An 18,481-nucleotide genomic window follows, 5' to 3' on the forward strand; every position below is an offset into this window, starting at 1 on the left:
CGCAGGCCCGGCCGGTACAGTCCAGTGCTGTGACCACACGGCTTGCCGACATCGCAGCCCAGGCGGGGGTCAGCGAGGCGACTGTCAGCCGCGTCCTGAACGGGAAGCCGGGCGTCGCCGCGACCACTCGCCAGTCCGTCCTGGCCGCCCTCGACGTCCTGGGCTACGAGCGGCCCGTACGGCTGCGGCAGCGCAGCGCGGGCCTGGTGGGCCTCATAACCCCGGAGCTGGAGAACCCCATATTCCCGGCCCTGGCCCAGGTCATCGGCCAGGCGCTGACCCGGCAGGGCTACACGCCGGTGCTCGCCACGCAGACCCCCGGCGGTTCGACGGAGGACGAGCTGACGGAGATGCTCGTCGACCGGGGCGTCGCCGGCATCATCTTCGTCTCCGGGCTGCACGCCGACACCTCGGCCGACATGCAGCGCTACGAGCAACTGCGCGCCCAGGGCGTGCCGTTCGTCCTCGTGGACGGCTTCTCCCCGAAGGTGCAGGCCCCCTTCATCTCCCCGGACGACCGGGCGGCGATGGCCCTCGCGGTGACGCATCTGGTGTCCCTCGGGCACACCCGGATAGGCCTGGCCCTCGGACCGAAGCGTTTCGTGCCGGTCCAGCGCAAGATCGAGGGTTTCGTGCGGACCATGCAGGACCAGCTGGGGCTGGCGGCCGCGACGGTCGAGTCCGAGCTGGTCCAGCACTCGCTGTACACCCTGGAGGGCGGCCAGGCGGCGGCCCTGGCGCTCATCGACCGGGACTGCACGGCGGTGGTGTGCGCGAGCGACATGATGGCGCTGGGCGCGATCCGGGCGGCCCGGCAGCAGGGTCTTCAGGTGCCGCGGGACGTCTCGGTCGTCGGCTTCGACGACTCCCCGCTGATCGCCTTCACGGACCCGCCCCTGACGACCGTCCGCAAGCCGGTCCCGGCCATGGGGCAGGCGGCGGTGCGCACGCTGCTGGAGGAGATCGGCGGGACTCCGGCGCCGCACAGTGAATTCGTGTTCATGCCGGAACTGGTGGTGCGGGGATCGACCGCCTCGGCTCCTGGGGAACGGAACCGTACCTGAACTCGTACCTGAGGCGGAGAAGTGGGGAACGATGCGATACGTACGGAGGAGAGTCCCCTCAGCCCTACCCCGACGGACGTGCGTGACGAACCCGACCAGAGGATGATCGGTGGGGTACCGCTTTTCTGGCAGACTCTGTGCCCATGGGTGACTCGACCGTGACGACACTGGAGGAAGGCCGGGAGCAGGCCGCTCCGCGGTCCGTCACGGATGCGCCGGGGCAGGGGTTCCTGCACCGGCTGAGGGTTCCGCGCAGGCCGCGTCTCTGGTTCGAGATCCTGCTGATCGCGGTGAGTTACTGGACGTACTCACTGATCCGCAACGCGGTCCCCGAGCAGAAGACGCAGGCACTGGAGAACGCCGACTGGATCTGGAAGGTGGAGCACCACCTCGGGATCGCGGTCGAGGAGACGATCAACCACTCCGTGAACTCGGTGACATGGCTGATCGTCGGCATGAACTACTACTACGCGACCCTGCACTTCATCGTCACGCTCGGTGTCCTGGTGTGGATCTACCGTAGCCATCCGGGCCGTTACGCGGCGACCCGTCTGGTCCTCTTCGCCACCACCGCCGTCGCCCTGGTCGGCTACTACTTCTATCCGCTGGCCCCGCCCCGGCTGATGACCAACGAGAACTTCATCGACACGGTCGTCGTCCACCAGACCTGGGGCTCGATGGCCTCCGGCGATCTGAAGAACATGTCCAACCAGTACGCGGCGATGCCCTCGATGCACATCGGCTGGTCGCTGTGGTGCGGGCTGACGATCTTCGCGCTGGCGTCGGTGCCGTGGGTGCGGGTGCTGGGCCTGCTCTACCCGGCCCTGACCCTCGTCGTGATCGTCGCCACCGCCAACCACTTCTGGCTGGACGCGGTCGGCGGCATGCTCTGCCTCGCCTTCGGCTTCGCGGTCGCCCGCCTCTGGTACGGCGCGCTGCCGTACGCCCTGCCGCGCCAGGTGGCGGGCCGGGGCGGGGAGCCGGAGCTGGAGCCGGTCAAGGCCTAGGGCCTGTCTTCACATTCCCGCCGTCGCCCGGAGGGCGGCCCCGCGGCGTCAGGTGCGTGCTCTCGGCGTGCCGGGCCCTGATCCGCGTACTGGACGTACTCGGGTCAGGGCCCGGTGCGGTGAGAGTGCGTGCATGGCGTCGCGGGGCAGGCGGGAATGTGAAGACAGGCCCTAGCCGTGCGCCCGGGTGCCGTGTGCCCTTGTGGCGCCGGCCACGGCGGCCCCGAGGCCTCGGCGGCCTCCCGCAGCGCCTTGACGAACGTCCGCAGGGCGGGCTGCGGCGGAGCCGTCGCGCGGACGGCCGCGTGGATCGAGCGCCGGGGTTGCGGGCCGGTGAACCGGCGTACGACGACATCCGGGTGCGGGCTGCCCAGGCCGAGGCGCGGGACGAGGCCGACGCCGAGGCCGGCGGCGACGAAGCCCTGCGCGGTCGCGTAGTCCTCGCTCTCCACCGCGAACCCGGGCCGGAACCCGGCCTCGGCACATGCCTCCAGCTGCGCGTCCAGACACGGGCCCGGCCACTCGCTGCCGACCCAGGGCTCGTCGGCGAGGTCGGCCAGGGCGAGGGCGGGCCGGTCGGCGAGGGGGTGCCCGGCCGGCAGGACGGCGAAGTAGGTGTCGTCGAGCAGATGCAGCAGCCGTACGCCCTCGGGGTCGGCCCCGCGCGGCCGTACGACGAGCGCGAGGTCGGCGCGGCCCTCCTTGACGGCCGGGAGCGGGTCGCCGGGGTCGATCAGCTTCAGCTCGATCCGTACGCCGGGGTGCTCGGCGCGCAGCCGGGCGACGGCGGGGGCCACGAGGGGAGCGCCCGCCGTGGCGAAGTAGCGCACGGCCAGCCGTCCGGTGCGGCCCGCCCGCAGATCGGCCAGCGCGGTCTGCGCCTCGGCGACCTGCCGGCCGATGGTGTCCGCGTACTCGGTGAGCAGCAGTCCCGCCTCCGTGGGCCGCACCCCGCGCCCGACCCGCTCCAGCAGCGCGGTCCCGGCCTCCTTCTCCAGCGCGGCGATCTGCTGGCTGATCGCGGAGGGGGTGTAGCCGAGGGCGGTCGCCGCGGCCGTCACCGAGCCGCTGGTCACCACGGTCCTGAGCACCTGCATACGCCGCACGTCGAGCATCATGCGGCCATCTTAAAGGTGAGCTTAAAGGTGTGTGTACGATCCTTCGCTTGTCCTTATGTGTTCCGGTGCCCGACCGTGGAGCACATGCCTCTCTCGTCGACTCTCCGCATGGCCGTGCTCGCCCTCCTCTGGGGCTCCGGCTTCCTCTGGATCAAGCTCGCCCTCAACCACGGCCTGTCCCCGCTCCAGATCACGGTCGCACGGTGCGCGCTGGGCGCGGGGGTGCTGCTGGCGGTGGCCCTGGCCGCGCGCCAGCGGCTGCCGCGCGACCGGCGGACCTGGGGCCATCTGCTGGTGGCGGCCTTCTTCTGCAACGCCCTCCCCTTCGCGCTCTTCAGCATCGGCGAGCAGACCGTCGACTCGGGCACGGCCGGCGTCCTCAACGCGACGACCCCCCTGTGGGCCCTGCTCCTGGGCCTCCTTCTCGGCACCGACCGCCCCCTCTCCCCCGCCCGCCTCACCGGACTGCTGCTCGGCTTCGCCGGAGTGCTGCTGATCTTCGCGCCCTGGCAGCGGGCGGGGCTGATGACCGGCGGGGCGCTCGCGCTGCTCGGGGCGGCCGTGAGCTACGCGGTGGCCTTCGCCTACATGGGCCGCCATCTGACGGGCTCCGACGCCCCGCTCGCCGTCTCCGCCGCACAGCTCCTGGCCGCGACGGGCTGGGCGGCCCTCGCCCTGCCCGCCGGGAGCACCGGTGCGACCGGGCCGGACCTCACCGCACTCCTCGCGGTGACCGTCCTGGGCGTCCTCGGCACCGGGGTCACCTTCTACCTCAACTACCGCCTGATCGCGGACGAGGGCGCGACGAACGCGGCCACGGTCGGCTACCTGCTGCCGGTCGTCTCGGTGGCCCTGGGAGCGCTGTTCCTCGACGAGCGGGTGGGTCCGCGGGTGATCGCCGGGATGGCGGTGGTGCTGGCGGGGGTGGCGCTGACACGGGTGCGGGTTCGGGTGCGGCGGGAGGGGCGCGTGCCGTCGCCCCGGCCGGTCTCGGCCCCGGCGACGGCCACGGCCACGGGCGACCGGGCGGTCGCGCCGCGGTGAGGGCCGGGTCCGGTGCGTCGGGCTAGGGCGCGTCCGGTACGTCGAGGTACCGGGCCAGTACCGTCATTCCGGCCGGCAGCGCGACCAGGTAGCCGACGAGGAGCGCGATGCCGCCGTCGGCCACCGTGGGAAGGGCCCGGTGCGTGGCGGCGGCCCCGAGCAGGCTCACCGTCACCAGCGTCGCCAGGGCCGCGGCGACGGCGAACCGGCGCGGGGGGCGCCCCGCTCGGTACAGCTCGGCCGCGGGCCCGACCGCGGCCATGCTCGATGTGAGCGCGGCGAGATGAGGGTCGGGCAGCCACCCGAAGAACCACCCGACGAGCGCCACGGCTCCGTACAGCGCGAGACCGGCGAGTTCCAGCAGCACGGTGGAGGCCACCGGTTCCGACGACACCGCCGCCGCCCATGAGCGGCGCCGCGCCGAGCCGTTCCCACCGTCCTCGCCACCCTGTTCGTCGGCCACAGCGGCAGAGTAGTCGTGGACACGACGAATGGGGCCCGCCGGGACAGCCGTACCTGGCCTGCCGACCGGCCGACCGGCGCTTCTTCCGGGCACTCCGGCTAGGCTCATGCCCGTACGACCTTGATCGATCGGCCTTGATCGATCGGCCTCGGCCGATGGAGTCGGGTGACCGGGTGGGCGGATGACTGCAGTGATCGATGCGCGGCTCGATGGGCGGGCTCGATCCGACGGGAGGCCTGGATGATGACGCCGGGGCGCAGGAGCAGTACGTACTCGCGACTGCTGCGGCACGGTTTCACCGATCCGAGCGCCGCCGAGCGGCTGCTGGAGAGCGAGGAGCTGTCGGCCGTACGGAACGACCCGGTGCTGCTGGACGCGCTGGGGGCGAGCGCCGACCCGAATCTCGCGCTGCTGGGGCTCGTACGGCTGCTGGAGGCGCAGCCGGACCGTACGGCGCGGCGGGAGGTGCTGGACACGCTGACGGCGGCCAAGCCGCTGCGGGACCGGCTGCTGGGGGTGCTCGGCGCGTCCGCCGCGCTCGGTGACCATCTGGCCCGGCACGCGCGGGACTGGCAGGCGCTCGTCACGTACGAGGCGCAGGATCTGCACCCGGGGGTCGAGGAGTTCGAGCGGGGGCTCGCCGAGGCCGGCGACCCGGTGTCGCTGCGCGTCGCCTACCGCCGCTGTCTCCTCTCGATCGCCGCCCGGGACGTCTGCGGGACGACCGATGTCGCCCAGGCCGCCGCCGAGTTGGCCGACCTCGCCACCGCGACGCTGCGCGCGGCGCTCGCGATCGCCCGCGCCGCCGCGCCCGAGGACGCGGCGCTGTGCCGGCTCGCGGTGATCGCGATGGGCAAGTGCGGCGGCCACGAACTGAACTACGTCTCCGACGTCGACGTCATCTTCGTCGGGGAGACGGCGGACGGGGCCGACGAACAGCAGGCGATCCGGGCGGCCACCCGGCTCGCCTCGCACATGATGCGGATCTGCTCCGAGACGACCGTCGAGGGCAGCATCTGGCCCGTGGACGCCAATCTGCGGCCGGAGGGGCGCAACGGCCCGCTGGTCCGCACCCTCAGCAGCCATCTCGCGTACTACCAGCGCTGGGCCAAGACCTGGGAGTTCCAGGCCCTGCTGAAGGCCCGGCCGGTCGCGGGCGACCTCGACCTGGGCGAGGCGTACGTCGCCGCGCTGGAGCCGCTCGTCTGGCAGGCCGCCGAGCGCGAGAACTTCGTCCCCGATGTGCAGCGGATGCGGCGCCGGGTGATCGAGAACATCCCGGCCGCCGAGATCGACCGGCAGCTCAAGCTCGGGCCGGGCGGGTTGCGGGACGTCGAGTTCGCCGTCCAGCTGCTCCAGCTGGTGCACGGGCGCGGGGACACGTCGCTGCGCAGCGGGACCACGCTCGACGCGCTCGGCGCGCTGGCCGCCGGCGGCTATGTGGGGCGGACGGACGCGGCCCAACTGGACGCCGCGTACCGCTTCCTGCGCTCGATGGAACACCGCATCCAGCTCTACCGGCTGCGCCGCACCCATCTCGTCCCCGAGGACGACGACGACCTGCGGCGCATCGGCCGTTCGCTCGGCCTGCGCACCGACCCGGTCGCCGAGCTGAACCGCGAGTGGCGGCGCCACGCGGCCGTCGTACGGCGGCTGCACGAGAAGCTGTTCTACCGCCCGCTCCTCGACGCGGTCGCCCAACTCGCGCCCGGCGAGACCAAGTTGAGCGCCGACGCGGCCCGTGAACGGCTCGTCGCCCTCGGCTACGCCGACCCGGCCGCCGCCCTGCGCCATCTGGAGGCGCTGGCGTCCGGTGTCTCCCGCAAGGCGGCCATCCAACGCACGCTGCTGCCCGTGCTGTTGGGCTGGTTCGCGGACTCCGCCGACCCGGACGCGGGCCTGCTCAACTTCCGCAAGGTCTCGGACGCGCTCGGCCGGACCCCCTGGTATCTACGGCTGTTGCGCGACGAGGGGGCCGCCGCCGAGAACCTCGCCCGGGTCCTGTCCGCCGGCCGTCTCGCCCCCGACCTCCTCATGCGCGCCCCCGAGGCCGTCTCGCTGCTCGGCGACGGGGACGGTGTCGCGGGCGGCGCCGGCGGGCTCGAACCCCGCACACGCGCCCACCTGGAACAGGAGATCCTGGCCGCCGTGAACCGCGCCGACGGCGCGCAGCAGGCCGTGACGGCGGCGCGGGGCGTCCGCCGCCGCGAGCTCTTCCGTACGGCCGCCATGGACATCGTCGGCTCCTACGGCACCGAGGCGTCCCCCGCGACCGCGGACCAGGGCGCCCTGGTCGACCTCGTGGGCGGCGCGGTCTCCGACCTCACCGCCGCGACCCTCGCGGGCACCCTGCGGGCGGTGGTCCGCGACGGCTGGGGCGACACCCTCCCCACCCGCTTCGCCGTCATCGGCATGGGCCGCTTCGGCGGCCATGAACTGGGCTACGGCTCCGACGCCGACGTCCTGTTCGTCCACGAGCCCCGGGAGGGCGCCGACGAGCAGGAGGCGGCCCGCGCCGCGAACACGGTCGTCTCCGAGATGCGCCGTCTGCTCCAGCTCCCCAGCGCCGACCCGCCCCTCCTCATCGACGCCGACCTCCGCCCCGAGGGCAAGACCGGGCCCCTCGTACGGACGCTGAAGTCGTACGAGGCGTACTACCGCCGGTGGTCGCTGGGCTGGGAGTCACAGGCCCTGCTGCGCGCCGAACCGGTCGCCGGGGACGAGGAGTTGGGCCGCCGCTTCATCGAACTCGTCGACCCGCTGCGCTATCCGGCGAACGGGCTCGGCGACGACGCCGTGCGCGAGATCCGGCGCCTCAAGGCCCGGATGGAGTCGGAGCGGCTGCCGCGCGGCGCCGACCCCACCCTGCACAGCAAGCTCGGCCGCGGCGGGCTGTCCGACGTCGAGTGGACCGTCCAGCTTCTCCAGCTCCAGCACGGCCGACGCGAACCGGGCCTGCGCACCACCCGCACCCGCGAGGCCCTGGCCGCGGCCCGCGAGGCGGACCTGGTGAGCGCCGAGAACGCGGCCGTCCTGGACGAGGCCTGGGTCCTCGCCACCCGCGTCCGCAACGCCGTCATGCTCGTCCGCGGCCGCGCGGGCGACACCTTCCCCTCCCACGGCCGCGAACTCGCCGCCGTGGGCCGCTACCTGGGCTACGTCCCCGGCCACGTCGGCGACATGCTCGACGACTACCGCCGGATCACGCGGCGGGCTCGGGGGGTGGTGGAGGAGTTGTTCTACGGGGGGTGAGTACGGGCGGACCGCTCGCCCGCGTCCGGTATCCGGTGACCGGTGACAGCAGGAAGTGACGGCCCATGTCGAACCCCAGCGCCCCGCGGACCCGGCTCGACCCTCGACCCTCGACCCCCGCCACAGCGATCCCGCCGCATTTCCGTACGGGGCCGCAGGAGCGCAGGGCGAGGAATCTCGCGATGAACCGGCACGTCGTGCTGACGACCGGGACGAACACCTGGGACGCGGGGTACGACCTGGTGGTGGAGGGCGAGGCCGTACGCGTCACGGACGACGGGCGGCTACGGGAGCCGGCCGCCGCGTGGCAGCGAAGTACGGCAGTCTCTGGCGCTTCGACGTACGGGACGGGTGTTTTCAGCACGGCGCCGGGTCGGCTTTCGTCTTCGCGGTGGCGCCCGCCACGGTTTTCGGCTTCGGTAAGGGTGAGCCCTTCAGCCGGACGCGTTGGCGGTTCGGCTGAGGTGCAGAGGTGACAGGTGCACAGGTATGGCGCACAAGCGTCGGTGACTTGGAGGACCAGGGATGCAGTACACCCTCGAAGTGATTCCGCTGCCCGTGAGCGACATCGACCGGGCCCGGGACTTCTACCGGGACAAGGTCGGGTTCCATGTCGACATCGACCAGGAGGTCATGCCGGGCATGCGGATCGTCCAGCTGACTCCGCCGGGCTCCGGCTGTTCGGTCGCGCTCGGTGACGCCATCTGGGACATGGCCCCGGGGTCCAAGCCGGCCCCCGGCTCCTACCAGGGCCTCCAGCTCTGCGTCGCCGACATCAAGGCCGCCCACGCCGAACTCCGCGAACGCGGCCTCGACGTCTCCGAGCCCGTCCAGTACGCCCCCGACGACGGCGCCACCTTCATGTACTTCAAGGACCCGGACGGCAACGGCTGGGCGATCCAGGAGTACCGGCGCCGGGTCACGGAGCCGCTGCACCAGCTGCTGACGGACCTGGCGGAGGCGGCGGAGAAGCAGGGGTAGACCCGCCTCAGGGGTAGAACGACCCCTGGGGTCAGGCCCTTCCGAACAGGTACATCCCGACGATCTTTCCCTTGATCGCCACCCGTTGCCCCGACGACATCCACTTGTCCCGGGACTCCTCGCCGAGCTGGACGTAGAGGTACTGGGCGGTGTGCAGCCGCCAGCCCACGTCCTCGATCCGCGAGAGCAGGTCGCTGCGGGGAGCGGGCGGCGACCCGGGGTCGTCGGTCCCGAGCGCGGAGCGGACCGGGGCCGACCGGTGCAGGTCCAGTCCGGTGCCGCCGTACGGGTTCAGGCCTCCCGCCTCACGCTGGTCGATCTCGGTCTCGAACCAGCCGTCACCGCGTACGTACGCCTCGCGCGCCCGTTCGAGAATGGGCTGCCACAGGCTCTCGACGTACTCGTCCCACTGCCGGGCGGCCTTCGCCTCCCGGGCCTCCCCCTGGGCCACCAGCTCCGTCTGCCGGCTCTGCCACCGCTCCTGGAACCCCATCGGTCCCCCTCATGCTCCGGGCGACGCCCCGGTCACCGTGATCCGGGGCCCACCGCGGGGCCGGCGGTCCATGACCACCGGCCCCGCGGCGTGAAAACAGCGGTCCCCCCACCGGGACCCACAGCACCGGGCCCTACAGCACCGGCAGGTTCTTCCGCAGCTCGAAGGCCGTGACCTCGGAGCGGTACTCCTCCCACTCCTGACGCTTGTTGCGCAGGAAGAAGTCGAAGACGTGTTCGCCGAGGGTTTCGGCGACCAGGTCGCTGCGTTCCATGAGGGTCAGGGCCTCGCCGAGGTTCTGGGGGAGCGGCTCGATGCCCATCGCGCGGCGCTCCGCGTCGGAGAGGGCCCAGACGTCGTCCTCGGCGCCCGGCGGCAGCTCGTAGCCCTCCTCGATGCCCTTGAGGCCGGCGGCCAGGAGCATGGCGTACGCCAGGTAGGGGTTGGCGCCGGAGTCCAGCGAGCGGACCTCGACGCGGGCCGAGCCGGTCTTGCCGGGCTTGTACATGGGGACGCGGACCAGGGCGGAGCGGTTGTTGTGGCCCCAGCAGATGTACGAGGGGGCCTCGCCGCCGGCGCCGGCTGTGCGCTCGGAGCCGCCCCAGATGCGCTTGTAGGAGTTGACCCACTGGTTGGTCACGGCGGCGATCTCGGCCGCGTGCTTCAGCAGGCCCGCGATGAAGGAGCGGCCGACCTTGGAGAGCTGGTACTCCGCGCCGGACTCGTAGAACGCGTTCCGGTCGCCCTCGAAGAGGGAGAGGTGGGTGTGCATGCCCGAGCCCGGGTGCTCGGAGAACGGCTTCGGCATGAAGGTCGCCTGGACGCCCTGCTCCAGCGCCACCTGCTTCATGACCAGGCGGAACGTCATGATGTTGTCGGCCGTGGAGAGCGCGTCGGCGTAGCGGAGGTCGATCTCCTGCTGGCCCGGCGCGCCCTCGTGGTGGGAGAACTCGACCGAGATGCCCATGGACTCCAGCATGGTGATCGCCTGGCGGCGGAAGTCCATGCCCACGTTCTGGGGGGTGTGGTCGAAGTAGCCCGAGTTGTCGGCCGGGGTCGGACGGGAGCCGTCCGTCGGCTTGTCCTTCAGCAGGAAGAACTCGATCTCGGGGTGGGTGTAGAAGGTGAAGCCCAGGTCGGAGGCCTTGGCCAGGGCCCGCTTCAACACATACCGCGGGTCCGCGAAGGACGGGGAGCCGTCCGGCATGAGGATGTCGCAGAACATCCGGGCGGTGCCGGGGGCCTCCGCGCGCCACGGCAGGACCTGGAAGGTCGACGGGTCCGGCTTGGCGATCATGTCGGATTCGTACACCCGGGCGAAGCCCTCGATGGCCGAGCCGTCGAAGCCGATGCCCTCGTCAAACGCCTGTTCCAGCTCGGCGGGGGCCACGGCGACGGACTTCAGGAAGCCCAGCACGTCCGTGAACCACAGGCGTACGAAACGGATGTCGCGCTCCTCCAAGGTACGGAGCACGAACTCCTGCTGCTTGTCCATCTTCCGCTTCCACCCATTCCTTGCTGGTCAGGCCGCCTTGCTCCCGAGCCACGGGAGGCGGTCGGGCACCTGAGCATCCCACCACAACACCATTTCACGCGCGTTGCGCACCTTGATCGACAGAGCGACCTCCGGTCGAACGCCCGGCGTACACGAGGTGTACGTCCCGCTCCGCGGGAGTACCTCGCGCTCGGCCGCTCAACCGCTCTGCCGCCCATATTGCCTGCTCGCGCCGACATCCGTAACGCCCGTGTCGTTCCGTGGGCGGACCGCGGGGCCGGCGAGGCAGCATGGGAGGCGGGATCCCTCGTTTACGAGAGGGAGCGGATCAAATTACGATCAGTCGATCCGACCGCTTCACCCGTCTCACCAGACCCACCTGACCAGACCCACGGTCAGGCCCACGGCTAGACCCGTCTGACTGTCCGACCATCCGATCCATCCCCCACTAAGGACACACCCCATGGCCGCCAAGACCAACAGCAGCGCGGAGCGCAAGGCGCGCATCGAGGCGATGCGTCGCGCCGAGCGTTCTCGTGAGCGCCGGAACCGGATCCTCATGACCGGCGCCAGCGTGCTGACGGTCGCCGGCCTCGTCGTGGGCGGGACGGTCCTGATCCGCTCGCAGGCCGACGACAACGGCAGCGACAGCGTGGCCAGTGACTCCAAGTCCTCGGGCAAGTGGAAGACCGGGTCGGACGGCGTCAAGACCTGGAGCACCAAGCTCACCCAGAACCATGTCACCAAGAGCGTGAAGTACCCGATGGAGCCCCCGGTGGGCGGTGACCACAACCCGGTCTGGCAGAACTGCAACGGCGACGTCTACGACGAGGCGATCAAGAACGAGAACGCCGTGCACTCCCTGGAGCACGGCGCGGTCTGGGTGACGTACAACAGCAAGGCCTCCGAGGCCGACGTCAAGGCGCTCGCGGAGAAGGTCAAGAAGACCCCGTACACCCTGATGAGCCCGGTCGACGACCAGAAGGACCCGATCATGCTCAGCGCGTGGGGGGCCCAGCGCACGGTGACGAGCGCCACCGACCCGAACCTGGACAAGTTCTTCGAGACGTACGTCCAGGGCAAGCAGACCCCCGAGCCGGGTGCCGCCTGCACCAACGGCGTCTCCTGACGACGGCGGCACTGGCACAGTGGGAAGCATGAAGCACATCGGTTGGATCGCCTCCGGGGCCGCGGCGGTACTCGTCGCGGCCGGGGCGATCACGTACGCGGTCGCCGACGGCGACGAGTCCGGGCTGAAGGCCCCCGCCGCCGACTCCGCCGACGCGGGGTTCGCCCGGGACATGGCCGTCCATCACCAGCAGGCCGTTGAGATGTCGTACATCGTGCGGGACCGCACGGACGACGAGGAGGTCCGGCGGCTCGCGTACGACATCGCGCAGACGCAGGCCAACCAGCGCGGCATGATGATCGGCTGGCTGGATCTGTGGGGTCTGCCGAAGGTGTCCTCGCAGAAGCCGATGGCCTGGATGGGCATGGAGGGGATGGCGTCCGGCGAGGACGGGGCGCTGATGCCGGGCATGGCCACCAACGCCGAGATGGAGAAGCTCGGCAAGCTCAACGGCAAGCAGGCCGAGATCTTCTTCCTCCAGTTGATGACCGACCACCACCAGGGCGGCATCCACATGGCGCAGGGCTGTGTCTCCAAGTGCACGGTCGGTGTGGAGAAGAAGCTCGCCCAGGGCATGGTGAACGCCCAGGAGTCCGAGATCTCCCTGATGACGGGGATGCTCAAGGAGCGGGGCGCCGCGCCGCGGTGACCCGGTAATTCCGGTACGCGCACGGCTCTTTGGGGCTTCCATACGCTTCCATACGTGCGCTTGGGCGGTTCTTGGTCCAGCCGTGTCCGCGCCCATTCCCTGGCATGAACGGTTCATCGCGAGAGTTGCGGCAACCGCATTCCAGGGAGTTCATCCATGCGAACCAAGAGGTACGGGCGTGCCGCGCTGCTCGCCGCCGGTGTGCTCGTGCTCGGCATCCCCGCCGCACACGCCTCCACCGCCTCGGCCGACCCCGGCCGGGACACACTGCAGGGCACCAGACCCGCGTGGGCCACGGCCCGGGCCGACGCGGGGGCCACCGCCGACAGTTCCAAGGTCTCCGCGCGCGTCTATCTGGCGGGCCGGGACGCGGCGGGGCTCGCGGCGTACGCCAGGGCCGTGTCCGACCCGGCGTCGAAGTCCTACGGGAAGTTCCTGAGCGCCGCCGGGACCCAGGCGCGCTTCGGGGCGAGCGCGGCGCAGGTCACGGCCGTGCAGAAGTGGCTGACGGGCGCCGGGCTGACCGTCACCGGCACGAACCGGCGCTATATAGCGGTGACCGGTGAAGTCGCCGACGCCGAGCGGGCGTTCGGCGCCCAGCTGCACAACTACCGCAAGGGCGGGCACACGTACCGCGCCCCGGCGAAGACGGCCTCCGCGCCCGCCGGTCTCAACGGGGCCGTGCTGACCGTGACCGGCCTGGACACGGCACCCCACCGGGCCACCCACGACGATCGACTCCCGCCGCCGGACACGGTGTTCCGCAACGCCGGGCCCTTCTCGTCGTACTACGGCTCGAACAGCGCGAGCGCGCTGCCCGACGCGTACGGCACGAAGATCCCGTACGCCGTGAAGGGGTACACGGGCAAACAGCTGCGGGCGGCGTACGGGGCCGGGAGCCGGACGGGCAAGGGGGTGCGGGTCGCCATCACGGACGCGTACGCCTCGCCGACGATCGCCTCCGACGCGGCCACGTACGCGCGGGGGCACGGTGACGCGGCCTACCGGAGCGGGCAGTTGAGGCAGGTGCTGCCGAAGCGGTACACGGCGACGGAGGAGTGCTCGGCGGCCGGCTGGTACGGCGAGGAGACGCTCGACGTGGAGGCCGTGCACGCGGTCGCGCCGGCCGCGGACATCACCTATGTCGGGGGCGCGTCCTGCCACGACGACGATCTGCTCGATGCGCTCGGGACGGTCGTCGACCGGCATCTCGCCGACATCGTCTCCAACTCCTGGGGCGACATCGAGGCCAACCAGACCCCGGACCTGGCCGCCGCCTACGACCAGGTGTTCCAGCTGGGCGCGGTCGAGGGCATCGGCTTCTACTTCTCCTCCGGTGACGACGGCGACGAGGTCGCCAACACCGGGACCAAGCAGGTGGACACCCCGGCCAACTCGGCGTGGGTGACGGCGGTCGGCGGTACGTCGCTGGCGGTCGGCAGGGGCGACTCGTACCTGTGGGAGACCGGCTGGGGCACGCTGAAGGCCAACCTGGCGGCCGACGGCACCGGTTGGACGGACTTCCCCGGCGCGTTCACCTCCGGCGCGGGCGGCGGGACCAGCCGGACCGTGCCGCAGCCCTTCTACCAGCGCGGGCTCGTCCCGAAGGCCCTCGCCACGGCCAACGGGGGCGCGCCGATGCGTACGGTCCCGGACATCTCGGCGATCGCCGACCCGAACACCGGGTTCCTGATCGGGCAGACACAGACCCTGCCCGAGGGCGGGCAGGCGTACGGCGAGTACCGGATCGGCGGCACCTCGCTGGCCGCGCCGGTGATCGCGGGCGTGCAGGCGCTGGCGCAGGAGGCGCACGGCGGGCGCCCGCTGGGGTTCGCCAACCCGGCGATCTACGCCCGGTACGCGGCCTCGTCGTACGGGACGCCCCACGGCGCGAAGGTGTTCCACGACGTCACCGACCGCCCCACGGCCGCCGCCGGGCTCGCGGTGGCCCGGGTGGACTTCGTCAACGGCTACGACTCCGGTGACGGGCTCGCCACCTCCGTACGCACCCTGGGCGCCGACAGCTCGCTGCACGCGGTGCGCGGGTACGACGACGTGACCGGGGTGGGCTCGCCCGCGAAGGGCTACGTGGAGTCGTACCGCCGGTAGGGAGCGGGCGAGGGGTGTGGGGCGCCGCGAACGTGGGGCGCCCCACACCCCATTGCGTCGCTCTGACGATTACACTGGACGACGTGCCTCAACTTCGTCTCGCCTTGAATCAGATCGACTCGACGGTCGGCGACATCGCCGCGAACGCCGAGGCGGTGGTCCGCTGGACCCGGCACTCCGCCGAGCAGGGGGCGCATCTCGTGGCGTTCCCCGAGATGGTGCTGACCGGGTACCCCGTCGAGGACCTGGCCCTGCGCGGGTCCTTCGTGGAGGCCTCGCGCGCCGCGCTGAGGTCGCTGGCCGCGCGGCTCGCCGAGGAGGGCTTCGGGGAGCTGCCGGTGATCGTCGGCTACCTCGACCGCTCCACGTCCGCCTCGCCGAGGTTCGGCCAGCCGGCGGGCGCCCCGCGCAACGCCGGGGCGGTGCTGCACCGGGGCGATGTGGCGCTCACCTACGCCAAGCACCACCTCCCCAACTACGGCGTGTTCGACGAGTTCCGCTACTTCGTACCGGGCGACACCATGCCGGTCGTCCGGCTGCACGGCGTCGACATCGCCCTCGCCATCTGCGAGGACCTCTGGCAGGACGGCGGCCGGGTCCCGGCCGCCCGGTCCGCCGGGGCCGGGCTGCTGCTCTCCATCAACGCCTCGCCGTACGAGCGCGACAAGGACGACACCCGGCTGGAGCTGGTCCGCAAGCGCGCCCAGGAGGCGGGCTGCACGACCGCGTATCTGGCGATGATCGGCGGCCAGGACGAGCTGGTCTTCGACGGCGACTCGATCGTGGTCGACCGGGACGGCGAAGTGGTCGCGCGGGCGCCGCAGTTCGCGGAGGGCTGTGTGGTCCTCGACCTGGACCTGCCCGCGGCAGCCGCCGACCCCGTGACCGGTGTCGTCGACGACGGTCTGCGCGTCGACCGGCTCGTGATCTCCGAGGAGCCGCTGCCCGCGTACGAGCCGGAGCTGGCCGGCGGGTACGCGGAGCGCCTCGACGACGACGAGGAGGTGTACTCCGCGCTGGTGGTGGGCCTGCGGGCGTACGCGGCGAAGAACGGCTTCTCGTCCGTCCTGATCGGGCTCTCCGGCGGTATCGACTCGGCGCTGGTCGCGGCGCTCGCGTGCGACGCGCTGGGCGCGCAAAACGTGTACGGCGTGTCCATGCCGTCGAAGTACTCCTCGGACCACTCCAAGGGCGACGCGGCGGAGCTGGCGCGCCGCACGGGCCTCAACTTCCGTACGGTCCCGATCGCCCCGATGTTCGACGCGTACATGTCGTCGACCGAGCTGACCGGCCTGGCCGAGGAGAACCTCCAGTCGCGGCTGCGCGGCACGCTGCTGATGGCGATCTCCAACCAGGAGGGCCACATCGTGCTGGCCCCCGGCAACAAGTCGGAGCTGGCGGTGGGGTACTCGACGCTGTACGGCGACTCGGTGGGCGCGTACGGCCCCATCAAGGACGTGTACAAGACGTCGGTCTTCCGCCTCGCCGAGTGGCGCAACCGGGCGGCGGCGGAGCGGGGCCAGACCCCGCCGATCCCGGAGAACTCGATCACCAAGCCGCCGAGCGCGGAACTGCGCCCCGGTCAGGTGGACACGGACTCCCTGCCGGACTACCCGGTCCTGGACGCGATCCTGGAGCTGTACGTCGACCGCGACCAGGGCGCCGACGCGATCGTGGCCGCCGGGTTCGACCGCGACCTCGTCGTCAAGACGCTGCGCATGGTCGACACCGCCGAGTACAAGCGGCGCCAGTACCCGCCGGGCACGAAGATCTCCCCGAAGGGCTTCGGCAAGGACCGCCGCCTGCCGATCACGAATCGGTGGCGGGAGCGGGCGTAGCGGGCGAGGGCGTAACGGGCGCGGCGGGGGCGGGCACCGCCGGGTCCGGTCCGGGGGCGGCCGGCCCCGTCGGTGACGGTGTGCGGTAGGCGCGCAGGGCGGGGTTGGCCGCGGCCACGGCGGCGATCGCCAGGGTCGCGGTCAGGCCGCCGGTGACCAGCGCGACGGGGGCGGAGGTGACCGACGCCAGCAACCCGCCGCGGAAGTTGCCGAGTTCGGGACCGGCGACACCGATGACGTGCTCCACGGAGGAGACGCGGCCCCGGTACGCGTCCGGGGTCTCCAGCTGGACCAGGGCGCCCCGGGTGATCACGGACACGGTGTCGGCGGCGCCGGCCACGGCGAGACAGCCGAGGGCGAGCCAGAGCGGTCCGGCCAGGCCGAAGCCGGCCAGTGCCAGGCCCCAGACACCGGCCGCCGTCAGCTGGACCAGGCCGCCCCGGCGCCACCGTGTCACCGTGCCGGAGAGCAGTCCGGCGGTGATCCCGCCGACCGCGACGGCGGACAGGAACAGCCCGAGGGTCCGTGGATCGCCGTCGAAGCGGACCTCGTTGACCAGCGGGAAGAGCGCGACGGGCATGGCGAGCAGCGTCGCGGACAGGTCGGTGGCCAGCGCGCCCCACAGCGTCGGGCGGCGCAGGACGATCCCCCGGACACCACGCTGCGCCGAGCGCTCGCGGCCCGCCGTCGCGGTAGGGCCCGCCGTTTCGTTGCCCTCGGGCCTCATGGCCGGCAGGCGGAGCACCGAGAGCACCGAGACCGCCACGGCGAGGGCCTGGGCGGCATAGGCGGCCGGGAAGCCCCAGCGGGCGATGACGAGACCGGCCAGCGCGGGGCCGGTGAGCATCGCCGCCTGGAAGGAGACATTGGCGAGGGCGAGTCCGGCCGCGACCTGGTCGGGGGGCAGCAGCCGGGCCGGGAAGGTGCGCCGGGCGGGGGCGCCGAGCGCGCCGCAGGCGGTCGCCGTGGCGACCAGGGCGAGCAGGAGCCATAGGTTCCGGTTGCCCGCCACGGCCTGGACGCACAGTCCGGCGGCGGCCAGGAGCTGCCCGGCGGTGGCGGCCCGCACCAGTGCCCGGCGGTCGACGGTGTCGGCCAGGGTGCCGCCGAGCAGCCCGAACAGCACCATGGGCAGCCCGGTGGCCAGCCCGATCACGCCGGTCCCCACCGGGCTGCCGGTCAGGTCCCAGACCTGGGCGAGCACCGCCACCATGGCCATCTGCCCGCCCAGTTGGGAGGCGGAGGAGCCGATCCACAGGGCGCGGAACGGCCGGCTGTCGCGCAGCGGACGGATGTCGAGGAACCGGTTCCACCGGCTCATCGCGGTGGCTCGGCCAGATGGTCGAGGACACGGCGGCGCATCGGCCGGCGTTCCAGCGCCCGCCGCAGCTCCTCGACGACGGCGGTCATCGCGTACGGGATCTCCGCGTCCAGTTCGGCGACCGTCGCGTGGGTGGCACGCCACTCGCTCTCCAGGAACGGCACCAGCGACCGGCCCCGCTCGGTCAGGTCGATCCGCCGGGTGCGGGCGTCGGGCCCGGGCTCGGAGGTCACCAGTCCTTCCTTGCGCAGGGCCGCGACGGTCTGGCTGACCGCGGAGTGCGAGCGGTCCAGGGACTCCGCGAGTTCACGGATGGTCAGGGGTCCGGTGTGGGCGAGGCGGATCAGCGGATAGGCGAAGCGCGGTCGTACGCCCTCGATGCCGCGCTCGACGTAGACCTGCTCGATCTCGGCGTCCATGGCGGCCAGCAGCTTGTGCAGCGCGTGCCAGGGATCGGGCACGGCGGTGGGGTCGGCTAATGTCACAGCACTAATATAACAGCGCTAATACAATAGCGC

The 18,481-nt window shown here is 72.0% G+C and carries 15 protein-coding genes and 1 pseudogene; 10 read left to right on the top strand and 6 right to left on the bottom strand.

Going from position 1 to position 18,481, the window contains the following annotated elements:
* Positions 1-29: 29 nt before the first annotated feature.
* Together J8M51_RS16835 and J8M51_RS16840 are read left to right on the top strand one after the other, a co-directional pair.
* The gene (locus J8M51_RS16835) at positions 30-1,064 is read left to right on the top strand and encodes a LacI family DNA-binding transcriptional regulator (protein WP_264761015.1); all 1,035 of its coding nucleotides are present in this window, start codon (positions 30-32) and stop codon (positions 1,062-1,064) included.
* A 143-nt stretch (positions 1,065-1,207) separates the two neighbouring features.
* The gene (locus J8M51_RS16840; protein WP_086754930.1) at positions 1,208-2,071 is read left to right on the top strand and encodes a phosphatase PAP2 family protein; all 864 of its coding nucleotides are present in this window, start codon (positions 1,208-1,210) and stop codon (positions 2,069-2,071) included.
* A 104-nt stretch (positions 2,072-2,175) separates the two neighbouring features.
* Here the strand turns inward: J8M51_RS16840 and J8M51_RS16845 are convergent, their stop codons facing one another.
* On the bottom strand, positions 2,176-3,186 hold the full coding sequence (locus J8M51_RS16845) for a LysR family transcriptional regulator (protein ID WP_086754929.1): 1,011 nt from the start codon (positions 3,184-3,186) through the stop codon (positions 2,176-2,178).
* Between the two features lie 87 nt (positions 3,187-3,273).
* Between J8M51_RS16845 and J8M51_RS16850 the strand changes: the two genes are divergently transcribed.
* Positions 3,274-4,233, top strand: coding sequence for a DMT family transporter (locus tag J8M51_RS16850; protein WP_267299250.1), 960 nt, complete (start codon positions 3,274-3,276; stop codon positions 4,231-4,233).
* 22 nt (positions 4,234-4,255) lie between these two features.
* On the opposite strand, the gene J8M51_RS16855 is transcribed toward J8M51_RS16850, so the two are convergent.
* Positions 4,256-4,696 carry a hypothetical protein gene (locus tag J8M51_RS16855; protein WP_267299251.1) on the bottom strand — a complete coding sequence of 147 codons (441 nt, stop codon included), beginning with the start codon at positions 4,694-4,696 and terminating at the stop codon, positions 4,256-4,258.
* Positions 4,697-4,936: 240 nt separating this feature from the next.
* Here J8M51_RS16855 and J8M51_RS16860 point away from each other — a divergent pair, with 240 nt between their 5' ends.
* The 3 genes and pseudogenes from J8M51_RS16860 to J8M51_RS16870 all read left to right on the top strand — a co-directional run bounded on the left by J8M51_RS16860 (position 4,937) and on the right by J8M51_RS16870 (position 8,929).
* Positions 4,937-7,948: a bifunctional [glutamine synthetase] adenylyltransferase/[glutamine synthetase]-adenylyl-L-tyrosine phosphorylase gene (locus J8M51_RS16860; RefSeq protein WP_216589022.1), complete on the top strand. Its 3,012-nt coding sequence runs from the start codon at positions 4,937-4,939 to the stop codon at positions 7,946-7,948.
* Between the two features lie 65 nt (positions 7,949-8,013).
* A pseudogene (locus J8M51_RS16865) lies at positions 8,014-8,411 on the top strand (pyridoxamine 5'-phosphate oxidase family protein).
* Between the two features lie 62 nt (positions 8,412-8,473).
* Complete coding sequence (locus J8M51_RS16870; protein WP_086751914.1) at positions 8,474-8,929, top strand: VOC family protein; 456 nt, start codon at positions 8,474-8,476, stop codon at positions 8,927-8,929.
* A gap of 31 nt (positions 8,930-8,960) precedes the next feature.
* On the opposite strand, the gene J8M51_RS16875 is transcribed toward J8M51_RS16870, so the two are convergent.
* Together J8M51_RS16875 and J8M51_RS16880 are read right to left on the bottom strand one after the other, a co-directional pair.
* On the bottom strand, positions 8,961-9,422 hold the full coding sequence (locus tag J8M51_RS16875; RefSeq protein WP_086751912.1) for a hypothetical protein: 462 nt from the start codon (positions 9,420-9,422) through the stop codon (positions 8,961-8,963).
* A 133-nt stretch (positions 9,423-9,555) separates the two neighbouring features.
* Entirely contained in the window at positions 9,556-10,917 is a 1,362-nt protein-coding gene (locus J8M51_RS16880; protein WP_086751909.1) for a glutamine synthetase family protein, read from the bottom strand.
* A 463-nt stretch (positions 10,918-11,380) separates the two neighbouring features.
* Between J8M51_RS16880 and J8M51_RS16885 the strand changes: the two genes are divergently transcribed.
* From J8M51_RS16885 to J8M51_RS16900, 4 genes are all read left to right on the top strand, one after another.
* A complete protein-coding gene (locus J8M51_RS16885; RefSeq protein ID WP_086751907.1) occupies positions 11,381-12,046 on the top strand; it encodes a DUF3105 domain-containing protein in 666 nt (221 codons plus the stop codon).
* Between the two features lie 28 nt (positions 12,047-12,074).
* A complete protein-coding gene (locus J8M51_RS16890) occupies positions 12,075-12,695 on the top strand; it encodes a DUF305 domain-containing protein (protein WP_086751905.1) in 621 nt (206 codons plus the stop codon).
* 156 nt (positions 12,696-12,851) lie between these two features.
* A complete protein-coding gene (locus J8M51_RS16895; protein ID WP_086751903.1) occupies positions 12,852-14,804 on the top strand; it encodes a S53 family peptidase in 1,953 nt (650 codons plus the stop codon).
* Between the two features lie 83 nt (positions 14,805-14,887).
* Positions 14,888-16,642: an NAD+ synthase gene (locus tag J8M51_RS16900; protein ID WP_086751901.1), complete on the top strand. Its 1,755-nt coding sequence runs from the start codon at positions 14,888-14,890 to the stop codon at positions 16,640-16,642.
* On the opposite strand, the gene J8M51_RS16905 is transcribed toward J8M51_RS16900, so the two are convergent.
* Complete coding sequence (locus J8M51_RS16905; RefSeq protein ID WP_086751899.1) at positions 16,614-17,963, bottom strand: MFS transporter; 1,350 nt, start codon at positions 17,961-17,963, stop codon at positions 16,614-16,616. The two genes, J8M51_RS16900 and J8M51_RS16905, sit on opposite strands and share 29 nt — an antisense overlap.
* Positions 17,960-18,448, bottom strand: a complete 489-nt coding sequence (locus J8M51_RS16910; protein WP_086751897.1) for a MarR family winged helix-turn-helix transcriptional regulator — start codon at positions 18,446-18,448, stop codon at positions 17,960-17,962. Before J8M51_RS16910 ends, J8M51_RS16905 begins: the two co-directional genes overlap by 4 nt.
* Positions 18,449-18,481 lie beyond the last annotated feature (33 nt).

The organism is Streptomyces griseiscabiei, from assembly GCF_020010925.1.
Classification (GTDB): Bacteria; Actinomycetota; Actinomycetes; order Streptomycetales; family Streptomycetaceae; genus Streptomyces; species Streptomyces griseiscabiei.